The following is a 14,524-nucleotide window of genomic DNA, read 5'->3' on the forward strand; positions in this document are numbered from 1 at the left end:
CTCATCGTATGCCGGCCATGGTCGCACTATCATGCTTGTCTGCGCTCTCACCTGTACGCCAGTCGTAGAGGCGATGTGCAGTCCAGGGGCGCGGCAGGCCGTCGAAGGCCGCGCGCACTTGGATCGAACTTTTCTTTCCGCGTCCCGGTGCGATTTCTATTTCTAGCGCGCCACTCATGCGCAGGGTGCTCTCCGTGAAGAGGATAGTGCCGGACCGGCATTGGGACATACGACTTCGCGAGGCTAGGATAACGATGTCGGCGGTGTCGCACGCTGCGCCGAGGAGATCCGGCCGATCGAGGGTCATGAGTGTCCGGGTGCTAAACTTTGCCACGCAGGCGCCTTTCAGGCAGGTGAATGCCTTCGGCGTCGCCTTGCGCACCAGTTCCGTAAAGATCTTCGCTGCCTCTCTTTGATCGGTATCGCTCAATTCTTGCCGTGGCGGACCTTGTCGTGAAGAATCTTTGACGTCCCCGCTTTGCACGGTATCCGGGCTCCAAGCCGCTCGCTCAGGCAACGGCGGAACGTCTGCCTCGATCGGGACGGCCACTGTGTCAACGTCGAGAACCGGGCGCCATTGATCGAAGAGGAAAGCTGGCGGCTTCTTTTTATTGGTGGCGAGGATGCCGCGGTCCGTATCGACAAAGAAGGCGACGAGGCGGCCGTCTTCGCTGACAAAAAGATTGGAAGGCTTTTCAAGGGGCGCCAACCACGCCAGAGCCGCCGTCACGATGAACAGGCATGCGCCGACGAGGCGGAGCCGCGTGCGCAGCAAGGTCAAGAGCAGCAGGCCAAGAACGGTTCCGGCAATAAACCAGGCCGGCTGGCGCGGGAAGACATAACCATCGCCCCAGGCAGCGACGGTGTGCGCCACGACCATAACAAGATCCAGCCCCGCCCCCATCACCCAAAGAAAAGGTGCATCGAGGCCAAATGGCATCAGCAGCATGGCGACGAAACCGGCCGGCATCACCACAACCGAAATCAGGGGCATGGCGGCAAGATTGGCCTCAAGTCCATGGGTCGAGAGACGATGAAAATGCGAAATTGAGAAAATGGCGGTGGCCATGCCACCGATCAGGGATGTCGCAAGTGTACCGCCCGCAAACTTTCCGGCAGCCGCCACGAATCGCGCCGGCAAAGATCTGCCCCTGGGCAGGAGCGGCGGCGGCTTTGCCGTCCATCCGGCGTAACCGGCGATCAGGGCTGCAGTCGCAGCAAAAGACATCTGGAAACTTGGCCCCATCACCGATGACGGCTGAACAACCAACATCCCGATGGCCGCCAGTGCGAAATTGCGTAGGCTGATCGCTGGTCGATCGAGGAGGACGGCTGTCAGCATGATGGCCGTCATCAGATAGGCTCTCAGGGCCGAGATCTGATAACCGGAGATCAACACATAGCCCGTCGTTGCGACAAGGGCGCCGCCAGCCGCCAGTTTCTTGATTGGAACCCGTTGGGCTATGACCGGCAAAAGGCTGAGGGTGGCGCGAAGCCCTACGAAGAAAATGCCCGCGGCGAGCGCCATGTTCAGTCCGGAAATCGCCGTGATATGGGCAAGTCCGGACACCCGTAGCGCCTCGGTCGCCTCGGGTGACATGGAACGGCGCTCGCCCGTGATGATGGAGGCAGCAAAAGCGCCGGTATCGCCCGGCAGGACATCACGGATTCGGCTGGAGATCCGATCACGGAAGGAAAAGAGCGCCTTGTCGAATCGTTGTAACCACCCGTTGCGAGCCTCGGGATCAAGACCCGCCGATGCTGGCGGTCCGAGAAAGAAGCCGACCGCACCAATGCCTGCGTAGTAGCTCTGGAAGGCAAAGTCATTCATGCCCGGCAAAGCAGGCCCCGAAGGCGGCGATAGCCGCACGCGTCCAGTGATGACAGCGCCGATGGCCACCGGCTCATGCCGGCTGCGGGCCAGCAGCGACACGCGCTCTGGCCGGCGGCGAATTGTCGGCTCGGCCGTTGCCGTCAGTCGGACGACATAGCGCCATTCAGCGCCGGATCCCGCCTCCCGCCGCTCGACGATACCTGTTGCAATCGTCACCACCGGTTGATCGAGGATCGTGGTGCCAGCACGATGGGTCTCCCAGCCTGCGAGCAGCATGCCGGCCGCCATCAGGGCAAGGGACAAGAACATGGCCCTATGCAGTTCCGATGCCCGCCGGACGATCGCTCCGCAAAGGCACACAGCCAGCAGCGCTGAAAGCATTACGGTTGACGGCGGCGCGGGTGCCAGGAACCAGATTACCGCCCCAAGGCCCAGCCAGACTGGAACGAAGAGAAAGAGATGGCCGTGGCGTGCCTCTTCCTGCAGAGCGGTTACGATGGCGACGTTCAGATGATTCAGGCGATGGCGCAGCGGAGGATACCACCGTACCGATCGTGCAAAAATTTCGACGGTGCGATCAATTGAGCGCTCTTTCGGTGCCGTCTTAAACGGCCCCGGCTCCGCCCCCGAAATCTCTTTCGTTCTGTTCGCCAAATCCACCATTCGGCGCGCCCCCGCCGGGTCGACAACTGCGCCCGCGCCCAGACCATAAGACATTCCGAAAAACAATCAAAGCGTGCGGAATTTGCAACGCAGAGCAACCTTTGAGGCGTTTACTTCCTCGAACCGATCGGTTCGATTGTTGCCGATTTCGCGATGCACAATTTGCCCTTTGGATAGGTTGGCATTAACTTCGGTATCATATAGCTACAACACACGCTTAACCGATGGCGGCTTTTTCAAGGCGCCTTCCCGCCAATTCCGGAGGATCAGCATGACGGACAAAAGCGCTTCTTTGAAACTCGGTGACAAGACGGTCGACCTGGGCGTCAAGGCCGGCACGATCGGGCCCGACGTGATCGATATCGCGGCCCTTTACAAGCACACCGGCGCATTCACCTACGACCCGGGCTTCACGTCCACCGCCTCATGCGAATCCAAGATCACGTATATCGACGGCGACGAAGGCGTGCTGCTGCATCGCGGCTATCCGATCGAGCAGCTGGCCGAAAAGGGTGACTTCCTCGAAGTCTGCTACCTGCTGCTTTACGGTGAACTTCCGACCGCTGCACAGAAGAAGGATTTCGACTATCGCGTGACCCATCACACGATGGTGCATGAGCAGATGTCGAAGTTTTTCTCCGGCTATCGCCGCGATGCGCATCCGATGGCCGTCATGGTCGGCACCGTCGGCGCGCTGTCCGCCTTCTACCACGACTCGACCGACATCACCGATCCGCATCAGCGCATGGTTGCCTCGCTCCGCATGATCGCCAAGATGCCGACGATCGCTGCCATGGCCTACAAGTATCATGTCGGCCAGCCCTTCGTTTACCCGAAGAACGATCTCGACTACGCGTCCAACTTCCTGCGCATGTGCTTTGCCGTGCCCTGCGAAGAGTACCAGGTGAACCCGGTCCTCGCCCGCGCCATGGACCGCATCTTCATCCTGCATGCTGATCACGAGCAGAATGCGTCCACCTCGACCGTCCGCCTCGCCGGCTCGTCGGGTGCCAACCCGTTCGCCTGCATCGCGGCTGGCATCGCCTGCCTTTGGGGCCCAGCCCATGGTGGCGCCAACGAGGCAGCGCTCAACATGCTGCAGGAAATCGGCACGGTCGATCGCATCCCTGAATATATTGCGCGCGCCAAGGACAAGAACGATCCGTTCCGCCTTATGGGCTTCGGCCATCGTGTCTACAAGAACTATGATCCCCGCGCCAAGATCATGCAGAAGACCATGTATGAGGTCCTGGAAGCCACCGGCCACGGCGACGATCCGCTGATGAAGGTTGCGCTTGAGCTCGAAAAGATCGCGCTCAACGACCCCTATTTCATCGAGAAGAAGCTTTACCCGAACGTCGACTTCTATTCGGGCATCACGCTGCGCGCCCTCGGCTTCCCGACGACGATGTTTACCGTTCTCTTCGCGCTCGCCCGTACCGTCGGCTGGATCGCACAGTGGAACGAGATGATCGAAGATCCGCAACAGCGCATCGGCCGTCCGCGGCAGCTCTACACCGGCGCGCCGAAGCGCGACTACAAGTCTCTGACCGAGCGCTGAGCGCTTTTTCATCACTGCAAAAAGGCCGGCATTGTCCGGCCTTTTTTTCGTTTCCGGGCTGAGGTTGAGCCAAAGAGGGAGCCTCCACCTGAAACTCGCCGTGATCACTGCGGTTTTCGGTCGTGACAGCCTTCATTTCCCAGCGGCTTTGTTCTAAGGAAGTCCACCCAATTCGTTCGATGCAACGAACCGCCAAGGAGTTTATGCGTCCCGATGCTCGTGTTCATGAGAAAAGCTTCCCAGACCATTTTCGCCAAGTTGCTGCTTTTGCTTCTGGTCGTTTCCTTCGGCGTCTGGGGGGTCTCCGCATCCCTGTTCAGCACCACCACTGACACTGTGGTGTCGGTTGGGGATCAGGCCGTCTCCAGCAGTGACTACGCATTCGCCTATCAGCGCACAGTCGCTGAGATGAGCCGGCGTTTCGGGACACAGCTGACAACAGAGCAGGCCCGCTCCCTCGGCGCCGAAAACCAGGTCTTTTCGCAGCTGGCCGCAGGCGCAGCGCTCGATCAGCTGGCGTCCGATATGAACCTCGGCCTGTCTCAGGATCGCCTGGCGCAGTTGATCGGCGAGGACCCGGCCTTCATCAATACGGCTGGCAATTTCGATCGCGCACTCTTCTCCAGCCGGTTGCGGAATGCAGGCCTGCGTGAGGAAGACTATATCAATGAACGCTCTCGCGTTGCCGTGCGCAGCCAGATCGTCGACGCGACGTCGGAAGGCTTTGCTGCACCGAAAGTGCTGGTCGACGCGATCCGCGACTATCGGTTTGAAAATCGCGATATCGACTACTTGTTGCTGACGAATGCCAATATCGATCCCGTGAAGGCTCCCGAAGAAGAAGTGCTGAAGACCTGGTTCGAAACAGCGAAAGCCCGCTACCGTGCGCCTGAATATCGCTCCTTTACCTATGTGAAGCTTGAGCCTTCCGATATCGCCGATGCTGCGACTGTAACGGACGAGCAGATTGCGGCTGAATATGAGCGCCGCAAAGCAAGCTTCACCATTGCTGGCAGCAGAACCATCGAGCAGCTGAGCTTCGAGAATCGCGAACTCGCGGATGCCGCCCTGGCTGAATTGAAAAATGGTACCACGTTTGATCAGCTCGTTACGGATCAGGGCAAAACTGCCAGCGACGTTCTGCTCGGCGAATACACCCGTGACCGCCTCCCCGATGTTGCCATTGCCGACGCAGCCTTTGCGGTTGCGGCCGATGGCGGCACGACGCCGGTGGTCGAGGGCGCACTCGGCCCCGTCATTCTGCGTGTCACCAATATCAAGGATGGCCGCACCCGCAGCCTTGACGAAGTGCGCGAAGAGATCCGCAAGGAACTTGCCGAAGCAGCAGCAATCGCCGATATCAACGCCGTCCATGATCAGTTCGAGGATTTCCGCGCCGGCGGCTCGACTTTGAAGGAAGCAGCAGACCAGCTGAAGCTGCAGGTCGTGACTGTAACCGACATCGACAGCCGTGGCCTCAATACCCGCGAAACCGAAGTCACCGACATTCCAGCGCGTGATGCCGTGCTGACTGAAGTTTTCCGCACCGATATCGGGCTCGAAGCCAATGCGGTGAACCTCGGCACCACCGGTTACCTGTGGTTCGAGGTGACAGACATCAAGAGCGAGCGCGATCGCGAGCTCGCTGAAGTCAGGGATCGCGCCGTCGCAGATTGGACAGCCGAGCAGCAACGAGCAGCTCTTGGTGCACGCGCCGAAAGCCTTCGCCAGCGTGTTCAGGATGGAACACCGCTAGAGACAATTGCCACCGAACTCGGCCTTGCCGTCGAGCGCAAGGCGGGCCTGTCGCGCCGTACCGAAGACGCCGTTCTCGGCCCGACCGCCGTGTTCTCGGCGTTCGGCGGCCCCGTCGGCACAACGGCCTCAGCCGCTGGCGCTGATCCGGCGACGCAGATCCTGCTCAAGGTGACCGCCGTACGCGACGAGCCGACCGGTATGGTGGCTCCCGATGAAGAACAGCAGTTGCTGTCACTCGCGAACGCCGTCGGTGACGACATTCTCGACCAGATGGTGAACCAGCTGCAGGCACAATACGGCGTCAGCATCAATCAGGCGCTGGCTCAGCAGGCCATCGTCCGCTAACACGACGCAAGGGGGAGTGTGTCCATGTCCGGTTTAAAACCCTTCCTTGCCAGGATCGCGACGCGGCATCCGCTGACACGACAGGAAGCGAGTGACGCGTTCGAGATCCTGATGTCGGGCGAGGCCAGCATGGCGCAAATCGGCGCCTTCCTGATGGGCCTGCGCGTCCGCGGGGAGACCGTTGACGAGATCGCCGGTGCGGTCGCGATCATGCGCCAGAAAATGATCACCGTAGACGCACCTGACGATGCCATCGACATCGTCGGCACGGGCGGCGACGGCACGAACACCTACAATATCTCGACACTTGCAGCGCTGATCGTTGCGGGTGCCGGCGTGCCGGTTGCCAAGCATGGCAACCGGGCGCTCAGCTCTAAATCGGGCACGGCCGATGCGCTGTCTCAACTCGGCGTGAAGCTCGACATCGATCCGGAGACGATTTCACGCTGCATTCGCGAGGCCGGTATCGGCTTCATGTTCGCCCAGCTCCATCATCCCGCGATGCGCCACGTCGGCGGCGCACGGGTCGAACTCGGGACACGGACGATCTTCAATATCGTTGGACCGCTATCGAGCCCGGCGCGGGTTAAGAAGCAGCTGTTCGGCGTCTATTCACCGGAATGGGTGGTCCCCGGCGCGGAAGCGCTACGGGATATTGGATTGACCAGCGCCTGGGTGGTGCATGGCAGCGGGCTGGACGAGATCACGACGACGGGTCCAAGCATGGTGGCGGAACTGCGCGATGGCGAAATCCGCAACTTCGAACTGACCCCGGATGATTTTGGTGTTGCCACCGTTTCACTCGATGCAATCCGTGGGGGTGATGGCGCCGTCAATGCGGCCGCTCTCCAGGATGTTCTGTCAGGTGCGAAGACAGCCTATCGCGACGTGGCGCTTTGCAATGCGGCTGCCTCCCTGATCGTTGCCGGCAAGGCTGCCGACGTGACCGAGGGTATGCATCTTGCCAGCCAGTCGCTCGATGGTGGTGGTGCGGCAGCAGCGCTTGCCAAGCTGGTCGCCATTTCCAATTCCGCTGTTACGAGCTAAACTTGGCCATGACCGACATTTTGAAACAGATCGAGATCTACAAGCGTGAAGAAATCGCAGCTGCCAAGGTTGCGCGGCCGCTGGACAGCCTGAAAGCGGCCATCGAAGCGCAAGCGGCGCCTCGTGGTTTCTACAAGGCGCTTATGGCCGCACGGGCCGAAGGCCGTTTCGGCCTGATCGCCGAAATCAAGAAGGCGAGCCCTTCCAAGGGTTTGATCCGTCCCGATTTCGATCCGGCGTCGCTGGCGGCTGCCTATGAGGCCGGCGGTGCCGCCTGCCTCTCGGTGCTGACGGATACACCGAGTTTCCAGGGTGCACCAGAGTTTTTGGTCGCGGCACGCGATGCCTGCGCACTTCCGGCGCTGCGCAAGGATTTCATGTTCGAGACCTATCAGGTCTACGAGGCGCGTGCCTGGGGAGCCGATTGCATCCTGTTGATCATGGCCTCGCTCTCCGACGATCAGGCCGCTGAACTGGAAGCTGAGGCCCACGCGCTTGGCATGGATGTTCTGGTCGAGGTGCATGATGCAGAAGAGATGGAGCGGGGCCTCCGGCTCACCTCTCCGCTGGTCGGCATTAACAATCGCAATCTGCGGACGTTTGAGGTTAGCCTGACGGTCAGCGAAGAGCTGGCGCCGATGGTGCCGGCGAACCGCCTGCTTGTCGGCGAGAGCGGGATTGTCACCCATGACGACTGCAAGCGGTTGCAGGCAACCGGCATCAGCACCTTCCTTGTGGGTGAAAGCCTGATGCGCAAAGATGACGTGACGTCTGCTACCCGCCTGCTGTTGAACGGCGGAAGCGGCGCCCTGGCAGCCGAATGACCAGCAACCTCCCTGGCCTCACCCATATTGGCGCCTCCGGCGAGGCACATATGGTCGATGTCGGCGACAAGGCGGAAACCGTGCGCGTCGCGCTTGCCGAAGGCCATATCCGCATGGCCATGGCAACACTCGAGATAATCCGGGACGGCAATGCCAAGAAAGGCGACGTGATCGGAACGGCCAGGCTGGCCGGTATCATGGCAGCCAAGCAGACCGCCAATCTCATTCCGCTGTGCCATCCGCTGATGCTGTCAAAGGTGTCCGTCGACATTACCGAAGACGAGACCCTGCCCGGCCTTCGGGTCGAAGCGACAGTCAAGCTAACGGGCAAGACCGGTGTCGAGATGGAGGCGTTGACGGCCGTTTCCGTTGCCTGCCTGACAATCTATGACATGGCGAAGGCTGTCGACAAAACCATGGAGATTGGCGGCATTCGGGTTCTGGAAAAAACGGGCGGCAAATCCGGTCCGTTCCGCCACCCGGAGGCTGGCTGATGTCACTGATTGCCGTCGAGGAGGCGCAGGCACGCTTGCAGTCGGCCATCCGGCCAATCACCGAGACGGAATACCTCTCGCTGCATGATTGCGACGGCCGGGTGCTGTCCGCCGATGTGGGTGCCAGGCTCACACAACCACCTTTCGACGCCTCGGCCATGGACGGCTACGCGCTGAAGGCAGACGATGCGACGGAACCCGGCGCCGTTCTGCGCGTCATCGGCGAATCGGCTGCCGGCCGTGGTTTTGTGGGTACGGTGCAGCGCGGAGAGGCTGTGCGGATCTTCACCGGCGCCCCAGTCCCGCAAGGTGCCGATTCGGTGCTGCTGCAGGAGGATGCCGAGAAGCTTGAAGGTGGCCAGATCCGGACGACATTTCCGGTGACCATGGGACGTCATATCCGTCCACGCGGCCAGGATTTTCGCGAGGGTGACACCACCCTGACGGCGGGCACGCTCGTCGACTTCACACGCATCACGCTGGCGGCCGCGATGAACCACGCGGCCTTGCCCGTCTATCGTAAACCTCGCGTCGCCATCATCGCCACTGGCGACGAACTCGTATCCCCTGGAGACCGACCCGGCGCGCATCAGATCATCGGCTCGAACACGTTCGGCATCGCGGCTATGGCGCGTGCGCTCGGCGCAGAGATCATCGATCTCGGCATAGTCGGTGATGACCGTGTGGTTATTGCAGGCGCAATCGCAAAGGCACAGGCCGCCAAGGCGGATGTGGTGGTAACCCTGGGCGGTGCTTCTGTCGGCGACCATGATCTCGTTCAATCGACCTTGCTAGCCGCCGGCATGGTTCTCGATTTCTGGAAGATCGCCATGCGACCCGGCAAGCCGCTGATGGTCGGCAAACTCGGCGACATGCATGTTCTGGGACTACCCGGCAACCCGGTATCGAGCATGGTCTGCGGCTTGCTGTTTCTGGAACCGCTTCTGGCGGTCATGGGCCATCGCCCCCTGCCCGACCGTTTGGCCAGCGCCCGCCTTGCCGCCCCTCTTGCCGCCAACGACCGGCGACAGGACTATCTCCGCGCCAGACTATCGAAAGACACGGCTGGAGATCTGCTCGCGCAGAGTTTCGGCAAGCAGGACTCCTCGATGATGAATATCTTCGCGCAGTCTGACTGCCTCATCATCCGCCCACCGCATGCGCCGGCAGTCGAAGCCGGTGCAACTTGCTCCATCCTGAAACTGCGTCCATCGTCGTTCTGACGGCTCTTACGACGCAATCGCGGCTGTGTCTTCCGCTGCAGAATCTTCATCGAAACCCATTTGGCGTTTGATGAACTGCTGGATGTCATCCTCGACAGTTTTTCGTTCCTCGTCCGGAAGGGCTGCCACATCTTCTTCGGTCAGTCCGTGGCTTTCGAGGTACTGTTCCCGCAGACGCTCGGCGAGGCTTTTGGTTGCCATGTCGCTGAATTCCGAAGCCAAATCATCCTTGGCAACAGCCGCCTTCTCGGCATCTTTCGAGTAATAGACATTTGTCTGAAGAATCCAGAGGCTGCTGGTCAATGTCTTTGCCGAGACATCCGCTTCCACGCCGATAGATTTTCCAGACGCCGTCGCGGTCGTGGTGCTGGGCGCCGGCTCCGCCGAGCTTTGTCTGGATGGAGTGTTATAGGTCGTCGAATAGATCGTGTTGTCGCCGATTCGCATAGATATCTCCCGGATCACCACTTGAGATTGCAGGGCGCGACTTACCTGGAGCTGGATTTCATAACGAAAAACCCGGCACAAAGGCCGGGTTTACCAAAGGCTTACTGGATTTTCCGATCTCAGACGAGTCGGCTGCGATCCAATGCTGCACCGATGAAGCTCGCAAACAAAGGATGCGGATCAAGCGGGCGCGACTTCAGTTCCGGGTGGTACTGAACGCCGATGAACCACGGATGATCGGGGTATTCGACCGTTTCCGGCAGAAGACCATCCGGCGACATGCCCGAGAACACCAGACCGCAGGTTTCCAGGCGATCCTTGTAGTCGACATTCACTTCGTAGCGGTGGCGATGACGTTCGGAAATGTCCGAGGAGCCATAGATCTCGGCAATCTTGGTGCCCTTCTTGAGCGAAGCCTTGTAGGCGCCGAGCCGCATTGTGCCGCCGAGGTCACCGGCAGCCGAACGCTTTTCAAGTTCGTTGCCCTTCATCCACTCGGTCATCAGGCCTACCACCGGTTCATCGGTACGACCAAATTCGGTGGAAGAAGCGTTTTCGATGCCAGCGAGGTGACGAGCCGCTTCGACAACGGCCATTTGCATGCCGAAGCAGATGCCGAAATACGGCACCTTGCGTTCACGGGCGAACTGGGCCGCCAGGATCTTGCCTTCCGATCCACGCTCGCCGAAGCCGCCAGGCACCAGGATGCCGTTGACCTTTTCGAGCCATGGAGCCGGATCTTCCTTTTCGAAGATTTCCGACTCGATCCATTCGAGCTTGACCTTGACGCGGTTGGCGATGCCACCGTGATAGAGCGCCTCGATCAGAGACTTATAGGCATCCTTGAGGCCGGTATACTTGCCAACGATCGCGATCGTGACCTCGCCTTCCGGCGTGTGGATGCGGTTGCAGACTTCTTCCCAGGCGTCGAGACGCGGCTTCGGCGCGGGTTCGATGCCGAACGCAGCCAGCACCTCGTTGTCGAGACCTTCCTTGTGATAGGCCATCGGCACGTCATAGATGTTGGCAACGTCAAGCGCCTGGATCACGGCGCTTTCGCGCACGTTACAGAACAGCGAGAGCTTGCGGCGTTCGGCCTGCGGGATCTCGCGGTCGGCGCGAACCAGCAGGATGTCGGGATGAATACCGAGCGCCTGAAGTTCCTTGACCGAATGCTGGGTCGGCTTGGTCTTCAGCTCGCCAGCTGCCGGGATGAACGGCATCAGGGTCAGGTGGACATAGACGGCCGTGCCGCGCGGCAAGTCGTTGCCGAGCTGGCGGATCGCTTCCATGAATGGCATGGCTTCGATGTCGCCGACGGTACCGCCGATTTCGCAGATGACGAAATCATACTCGTCATTGCCTTCGACAACGAAATCCTTGATTTCGTTCGTGACGTGCGGAATGACCTGAACTGTCGCGCCGAGATAGTCGCCGCGGCGTTCCTTGTCGATGATGTTTTTGTAAATGCGACCGGTGGTGATGTTGTCGGTCTTGGTGGCCGACCGCCCCGTGAAGCGTTCATAGTGACCGAGGTCGAGGTCGGTCTCGGCGCCGTCGTCGGTAACGAAGACTTCGCCGTGTTGAGTCGGGCTCATGGTGCCCGGGTCAACGTTGAGATAAGGGTCCAGCTTGCGCAGACGCACGCGGTAACCGCGAGCCTGCAACAATGCTCCGAGTGCCGCGGCCGCAATTCCTTTGCCAAGAGAGGAAACCACGCCGCCAGTGATGAATACATATCGCGCCATGGGCTTCACCGGATACCGTTTAAGATGAGATTCCGCCAGCCCCAATCGCGTTTGTCCCGCATTTTTATGCGGCAGGCAGAATTCAGACAAAAGAAAACCGGCGGACCCTGGAGCCCGCCGGAATGATGAGGGTCGTCCCGATCAGTTGTTCGGAACAGCGTTCGGGTCGACCGCAGGGGCCGCCGGAGCCGGCGTTGCAGGCGCAGTACCCGTGGTCGGCTGCGCAGGGGCAGCGCCCGGAAGCTGATCAAGCACGCTGCCACCACCAGGCTGCGTCGTGCCATTGCCGGCCGGAATACGGTCGAGAATGTCGGTCGGACGCGATTCATGACGCGCCATAATGCCAAGCGCGAGCGAAATGACGAAGAACAGCGCCGCCAGAATGGCTGTCGTACGCGTCAGGGCATTGGCCGTGCCGCGCGCCGACATGAAGCCGGAGCCACCGCCGATGCCGAGGCCGCCGCCTTCAGAACGCTGGATCAGCACGACGCCGATCAGGGCGACGACGACCATGAGATAGATAACAAGCAATACGGTCTGCATGGGATGTCCATCCTGCCCGCAAAGGGCAAAATCAAGAGGGTTGGCGGCTCTTTACATGAGAGGAACGGGCATTGAAAGCCCCTTCCCCGCATTTCAAACCATTGGTCGTCCCTTTGGCGTCAAGCCGTGAGGTCGGTGTAGGCGCGATATATGGCGAGGAAATCTTCGGCCTTCAAGCTCGCTCCGCCGACAAGCGCTCCGTCGACGTTCTCCACGCCCATCAATTCCTTCGCATTGGAAGGCTTGACGGAGCCACCGTAAAGGATCCGCATCTTGCGGCCTTCATCGCCGAAACGCTTGACCAGCTCACCACGCAGGAAAGCATGAGCCTCTGCGACATCCGCAGTGGTCGGCGTTACACCGGTACCGATCGCCCAGACGGGCTCATAGGCAATTACAGTGCGCTCTGCGACTGCACCATCCGGCACAGAGCCGGCCAATTGCCGCTTAAGGATATCGAGCGTCTGACCGGATTTGCGCTCGTCGGCGGTCTCGCCGATGCAGATGATGGCGGTCAGGTCGGCAGCATATGCAGCCTCTGCCTTGGCGCGGACCAGATGGTCCGTTTCGGCGTGATCGGTACGACGCTCGGAGTGCCCGACGATGACGGAGGTGCCGAAGCAATCCGCGACCATTTCAGCAGACACATCCCCGGTATGCGCACCCGAGGCGTTCTGGTGGCAATCCTGCGCGCCGATCTCAAGCGGGCTGTCGGTGCAGAGCGCCGTCGCCACATAAAGCAGCGTGGCCGGCGGGCAAAGCAGGCTGTCGACCTTGTCTGCCAATGGCCCTTGCACACCCTCGGCGATCGCCTTGATCTGATCGAGGGAGGCACGCGTGCCGTTCATCTTCCAATTGCCCGCGACAAGCGGACGTACATCTGGTGTCATATCGTCCAAAAACCCCTACCTACTCATTGCGGAGGTAGCAAATCCGGGGCCGGATGGGAAGGTTTGCCAATCAAATTGGCACCGTATTCAGCGAAATGCGTGAATTTTATGCGACACTTAATTTCATCGCGCTGTTAGCAGCCAGCTCAAAACCTGCCGCCAATCGGTCATCCGAACAGGGGTGCCATGTGAACCGGTTTCGTAGACGGTCAAGCGGACCGGATTCCCGCCCTTTCGAAGGCGACTATAGAGTGCCGTTACATCATCGGACTTATAGACGCTGTCATTGCTCCCGTGGGTGAACCAGATTGGCAACCGCGCCTTTGCTGCTGCGCTCTTCGGGAGATCAGGATCGGGCGCGCCGCCGAGCACGGCCATGCCGGACAGCTTTGCCACAGTCGCAGCATCCCGACTGATGCCCCAGCAGATAAAGCTGCCCATCGATGCGCAGGCTAGCACGACAGGGCGGCCACCGGAGTTGCGCGCGGCATAGTCAATCAATGCAGCGGTCGCAGCAACGCCGCTGACATCAAACGTTGCGATCGAGGGCGCATAGTAGGTCCCGCCATTCTCGACCGCGAGGTTTTTCAGACGGTTAAAGTTTCCACCGAACGTCACATCATTCATACCCAGGCGGCGATCACCGCCTCTGCCGTGGATGAATATCACGGTAAAGGCTTGCCCTGAATCCTGACCCACACGGGCAACATCAAGCGGACCCGAAGACAGATCGAGTGTCTGGTTGTCCTGTTGGCGGCGGACCTTCAGCGAGACGTAACGATCCTTGACCCTGCGCTCAGGAATGCTGTCGCGACCATTGATGTCGCGCATCTCCTGGTAATCGATCCGGGTGAAGTCGCCATCATCACGGCTTTCCAAGATGGCTTGATCGGAAAAGAGATCATCTTTGTAGGGCTTCAGGACTTCCGCCGCAGCCATGACGGGAAACAGAAACGGAAGGAGAACACAGCAAATCACCGCAGCGCGGAAATGAATTGTGGACATCTGCATGGAAGACCGGTTTCCTCTGGGCCTTCGCCTTGCGTTCCGGGAATGCCGAACGCAAAGCTGGCTTGATTTCATTGAGCGCCGGCCGTCCGGCCCTTCGCACCCGCCCCGCCTTTCTGGCACAGTCAGGACGATTCGT

General features: G+C 60.2%; 12 protein-coding genes. 6 read left to right on the plus strand and 6 right to left on the minus strand.

The window, feature by feature from the left end; all coding sequences use genetic code 11:
• Nucleotide 1: 1 nt before the first annotated feature.
• Nucleotides 2–2,365 (minus strand): ComEC/Rec2 family competence protein, encoded by a 2,364-nt coding sequence (locus ACSV9I_RS03525; protein ID WP_438327686.1) that lies wholly within the window; start codon nucleotides 2,363–2,365, stop codon nucleotides 2–4.
• A gap of 403 nt (nucleotides 2,366–2,768) precedes the next feature.
• On the opposite strand from ACSV9I_RS03525, the gene gltA reads away from it, so the two are divergent.
• The 6 genes from gltA (at nucleotide 2,769) to ACSV9I_RS03555 (ending at nucleotide 9,749) form a co-directional block, all read left to right on the plus strand.
• Entirely contained in the window at nucleotides 2,769–4,058 is a 1,290-nt protein-coding gene (gltA, locus tag ACSV9I_RS03530; RefSeq protein WP_438327293.1) for a citrate synthase, read from the plus strand.
• Nucleotides 4,059–4,271: 213 nt separating this feature from the next.
• Entirely contained in the window at nucleotides 4,272–6,161 is a 1,890-nt protein-coding gene (locus ACSV9I_RS03535) for a SurA N-terminal domain-containing protein (protein WP_438327295.1), read from the plus strand.
• A 24-nt stretch (nucleotides 6,162–6,185) separates the two neighbouring features.
• Nucleotides 6,186–7,208: an anthranilate phosphoribosyltransferase gene (gene trpD, locus ACSV9I_RS03540; protein ID WP_438327296.1), complete on the plus strand. Its 1,023-nt coding sequence runs from the start codon at nucleotides 6,186–6,188 to the stop codon at nucleotides 7,206–7,208.
• Between the two features lie 8 nt (nucleotides 7,209–7,216).
• A complete protein-coding gene (gene trpC / locus ACSV9I_RS03545) occupies nucleotides 7,217–8,032 on the plus strand; it encodes an indole-3-glycerol phosphate synthase TrpC (RefSeq protein WP_438327298.1) in 816 nt (271 codons plus the stop codon).
• Nucleotides 8,029–8,526, plus strand: coding sequence for a cyclic pyranopterin monophosphate synthase MoaC (gene moaC / locus ACSV9I_RS03550; RefSeq protein WP_438327300.1), 498 nt, complete (start codon nucleotides 8,029–8,031; stop codon nucleotides 8,524–8,526). The genes trpC and moaC overlap by 4 nt, the downstream gene beginning before the upstream one ends.
• Nucleotides 8,526–9,749, plus strand: coding sequence for a molybdopterin molybdotransferase MoeA (locus ACSV9I_RS03555; protein WP_438327302.1), 1,224 nt, complete (start codon nucleotides 8,526–8,528; stop codon nucleotides 9,747–9,749). The genes moaC and ACSV9I_RS03555 overlap by 1 nt, the downstream gene beginning before the upstream one ends.
• 6 nt (nucleotides 9,750–9,755) lie before the next feature.
• Here the strand turns inward: ACSV9I_RS03555 and ACSV9I_RS03560 are convergent, their stop codons facing one another.
• From ACSV9I_RS03560 to ACSV9I_RS03580, 5 genes are all read right to left on the minus strand, one after another.
• Nucleotides 9,756–10,196 (minus strand): hypothetical protein, encoded by a 441-nt coding sequence (locus ACSV9I_RS03560; RefSeq protein WP_438327303.1) that lies wholly within the window; start codon nucleotides 10,194–10,196, stop codon nucleotides 9,756–9,758.
• Between the two features lie 119 nt (nucleotides 10,197–10,315).
• Nucleotides 10,316–11,953: a CTP synthase gene (locus ACSV9I_RS03565; RefSeq protein ID WP_438327305.1), complete on the minus strand. Its 1,638-nt coding sequence runs from the start codon at nucleotides 11,951–11,953 to the stop codon at nucleotides 10,316–10,318.
• Between the two features lie 132 nt (nucleotides 11,954–12,085).
• On the minus strand, nucleotides 12,086–12,487 hold the full coding sequence (gene secG, locus ACSV9I_RS03570) for a preprotein translocase subunit SecG (protein WP_438327307.1): 402 nt from the start codon (nucleotides 12,485–12,487) through the stop codon (nucleotides 12,086–12,088).
• A gap of 119 nt (nucleotides 12,488–12,606) precedes the next feature.
• On the minus strand, nucleotides 12,607–13,377 hold the full coding sequence (gene tpiA / locus ACSV9I_RS03575) for a triose-phosphate isomerase (RefSeq protein WP_438327308.1): 771 nt from the start codon (nucleotides 13,375–13,377) through the stop codon (nucleotides 12,607–12,609).
• A gap of 123 nt (nucleotides 13,378–13,500) precedes the next feature.
• Nucleotides 13,501–14,382 (minus strand): alpha/beta hydrolase, encoded by an 882-nt coding sequence (locus ACSV9I_RS03580; RefSeq protein WP_438327688.1) that lies wholly within the window; start codon nucleotides 14,380–14,382, stop codon nucleotides 13,501–13,503.
• Nucleotides 14,383–14,524: the final 142 nt, after the last annotated feature.

It is taken from the genome of Rhizobium sp. G187 (genome assembly GCF_051549525.1).
Taxonomy (GTDB): Bacteria; Pseudomonadota; Alphaproteobacteria; order Rhizobiales; family Rhizobiaceae; genus Allorhizobium.

Coding starts and splice junctions, on each gene's coding strand:
- ACSV9I_RS03555 (WP_438327302.1), top strand. CDS start 8,526: ATGTCACTGATTGCCGTCGAGGAGGCGCAGGCACGCTTGCAGTCGGCC.
- ACSV9I_RS03580 (WP_438327688.1), bottom strand. CDS start 14,382: ATGTCCACAATTCATTTCCGCGCTGCGGTGATTTGCTGTGTTCTCCTT.
- trpD (WP_438327296.1), top strand. CDS start 6,186: ATGTCCGGTTTAAAACCCTTCCTTGCCAGGATCGCGACGCGGCATCCG.
- ACSV9I_RS03560 (WP_438327303.1), bottom strand. CDS start 10,196: ATGCGAATCGGCGACAACACGATCTATTCGACGACCTATAACACTCCA.
- ACSV9I_RS03535 (WP_438327295.1), top strand. CDS start 4,272: ATGCTCGTGTTCATGAGAAAAGCTTCCCAGACCATTTTCGCCAAGTTG.
- secG (WP_438327307.1), bottom strand. CDS start 12,487: ATGCAGACCGTATTGCTTGTTATCTATCTCATGGTCGTCGTCGCCCTG.
- moaC (WP_438327300.1), top strand. CDS start 8,029: ATGACCAGCAACCTCCCTGGCCTCACCCATATTGGCGCCTCCGGCGAG.
- trpC (WP_438327298.1), top strand. CDS start 7,217: ATGACCGACATTTTGAAACAGATCGAGATCTACAAGCGTGAAGAAATC.
- gltA (WP_438327293.1), top strand. CDS start 2,769: ATGACGGACAAAAGCGCTTCTTTGAAACTCGGTGACAAGACGGTCGAC.
- tpiA (WP_438327308.1), bottom strand. CDS start 13,377: ATGACACCAGATGTACGTCCGCTTGTCGCGGGCAATTGGAAGATGAAC.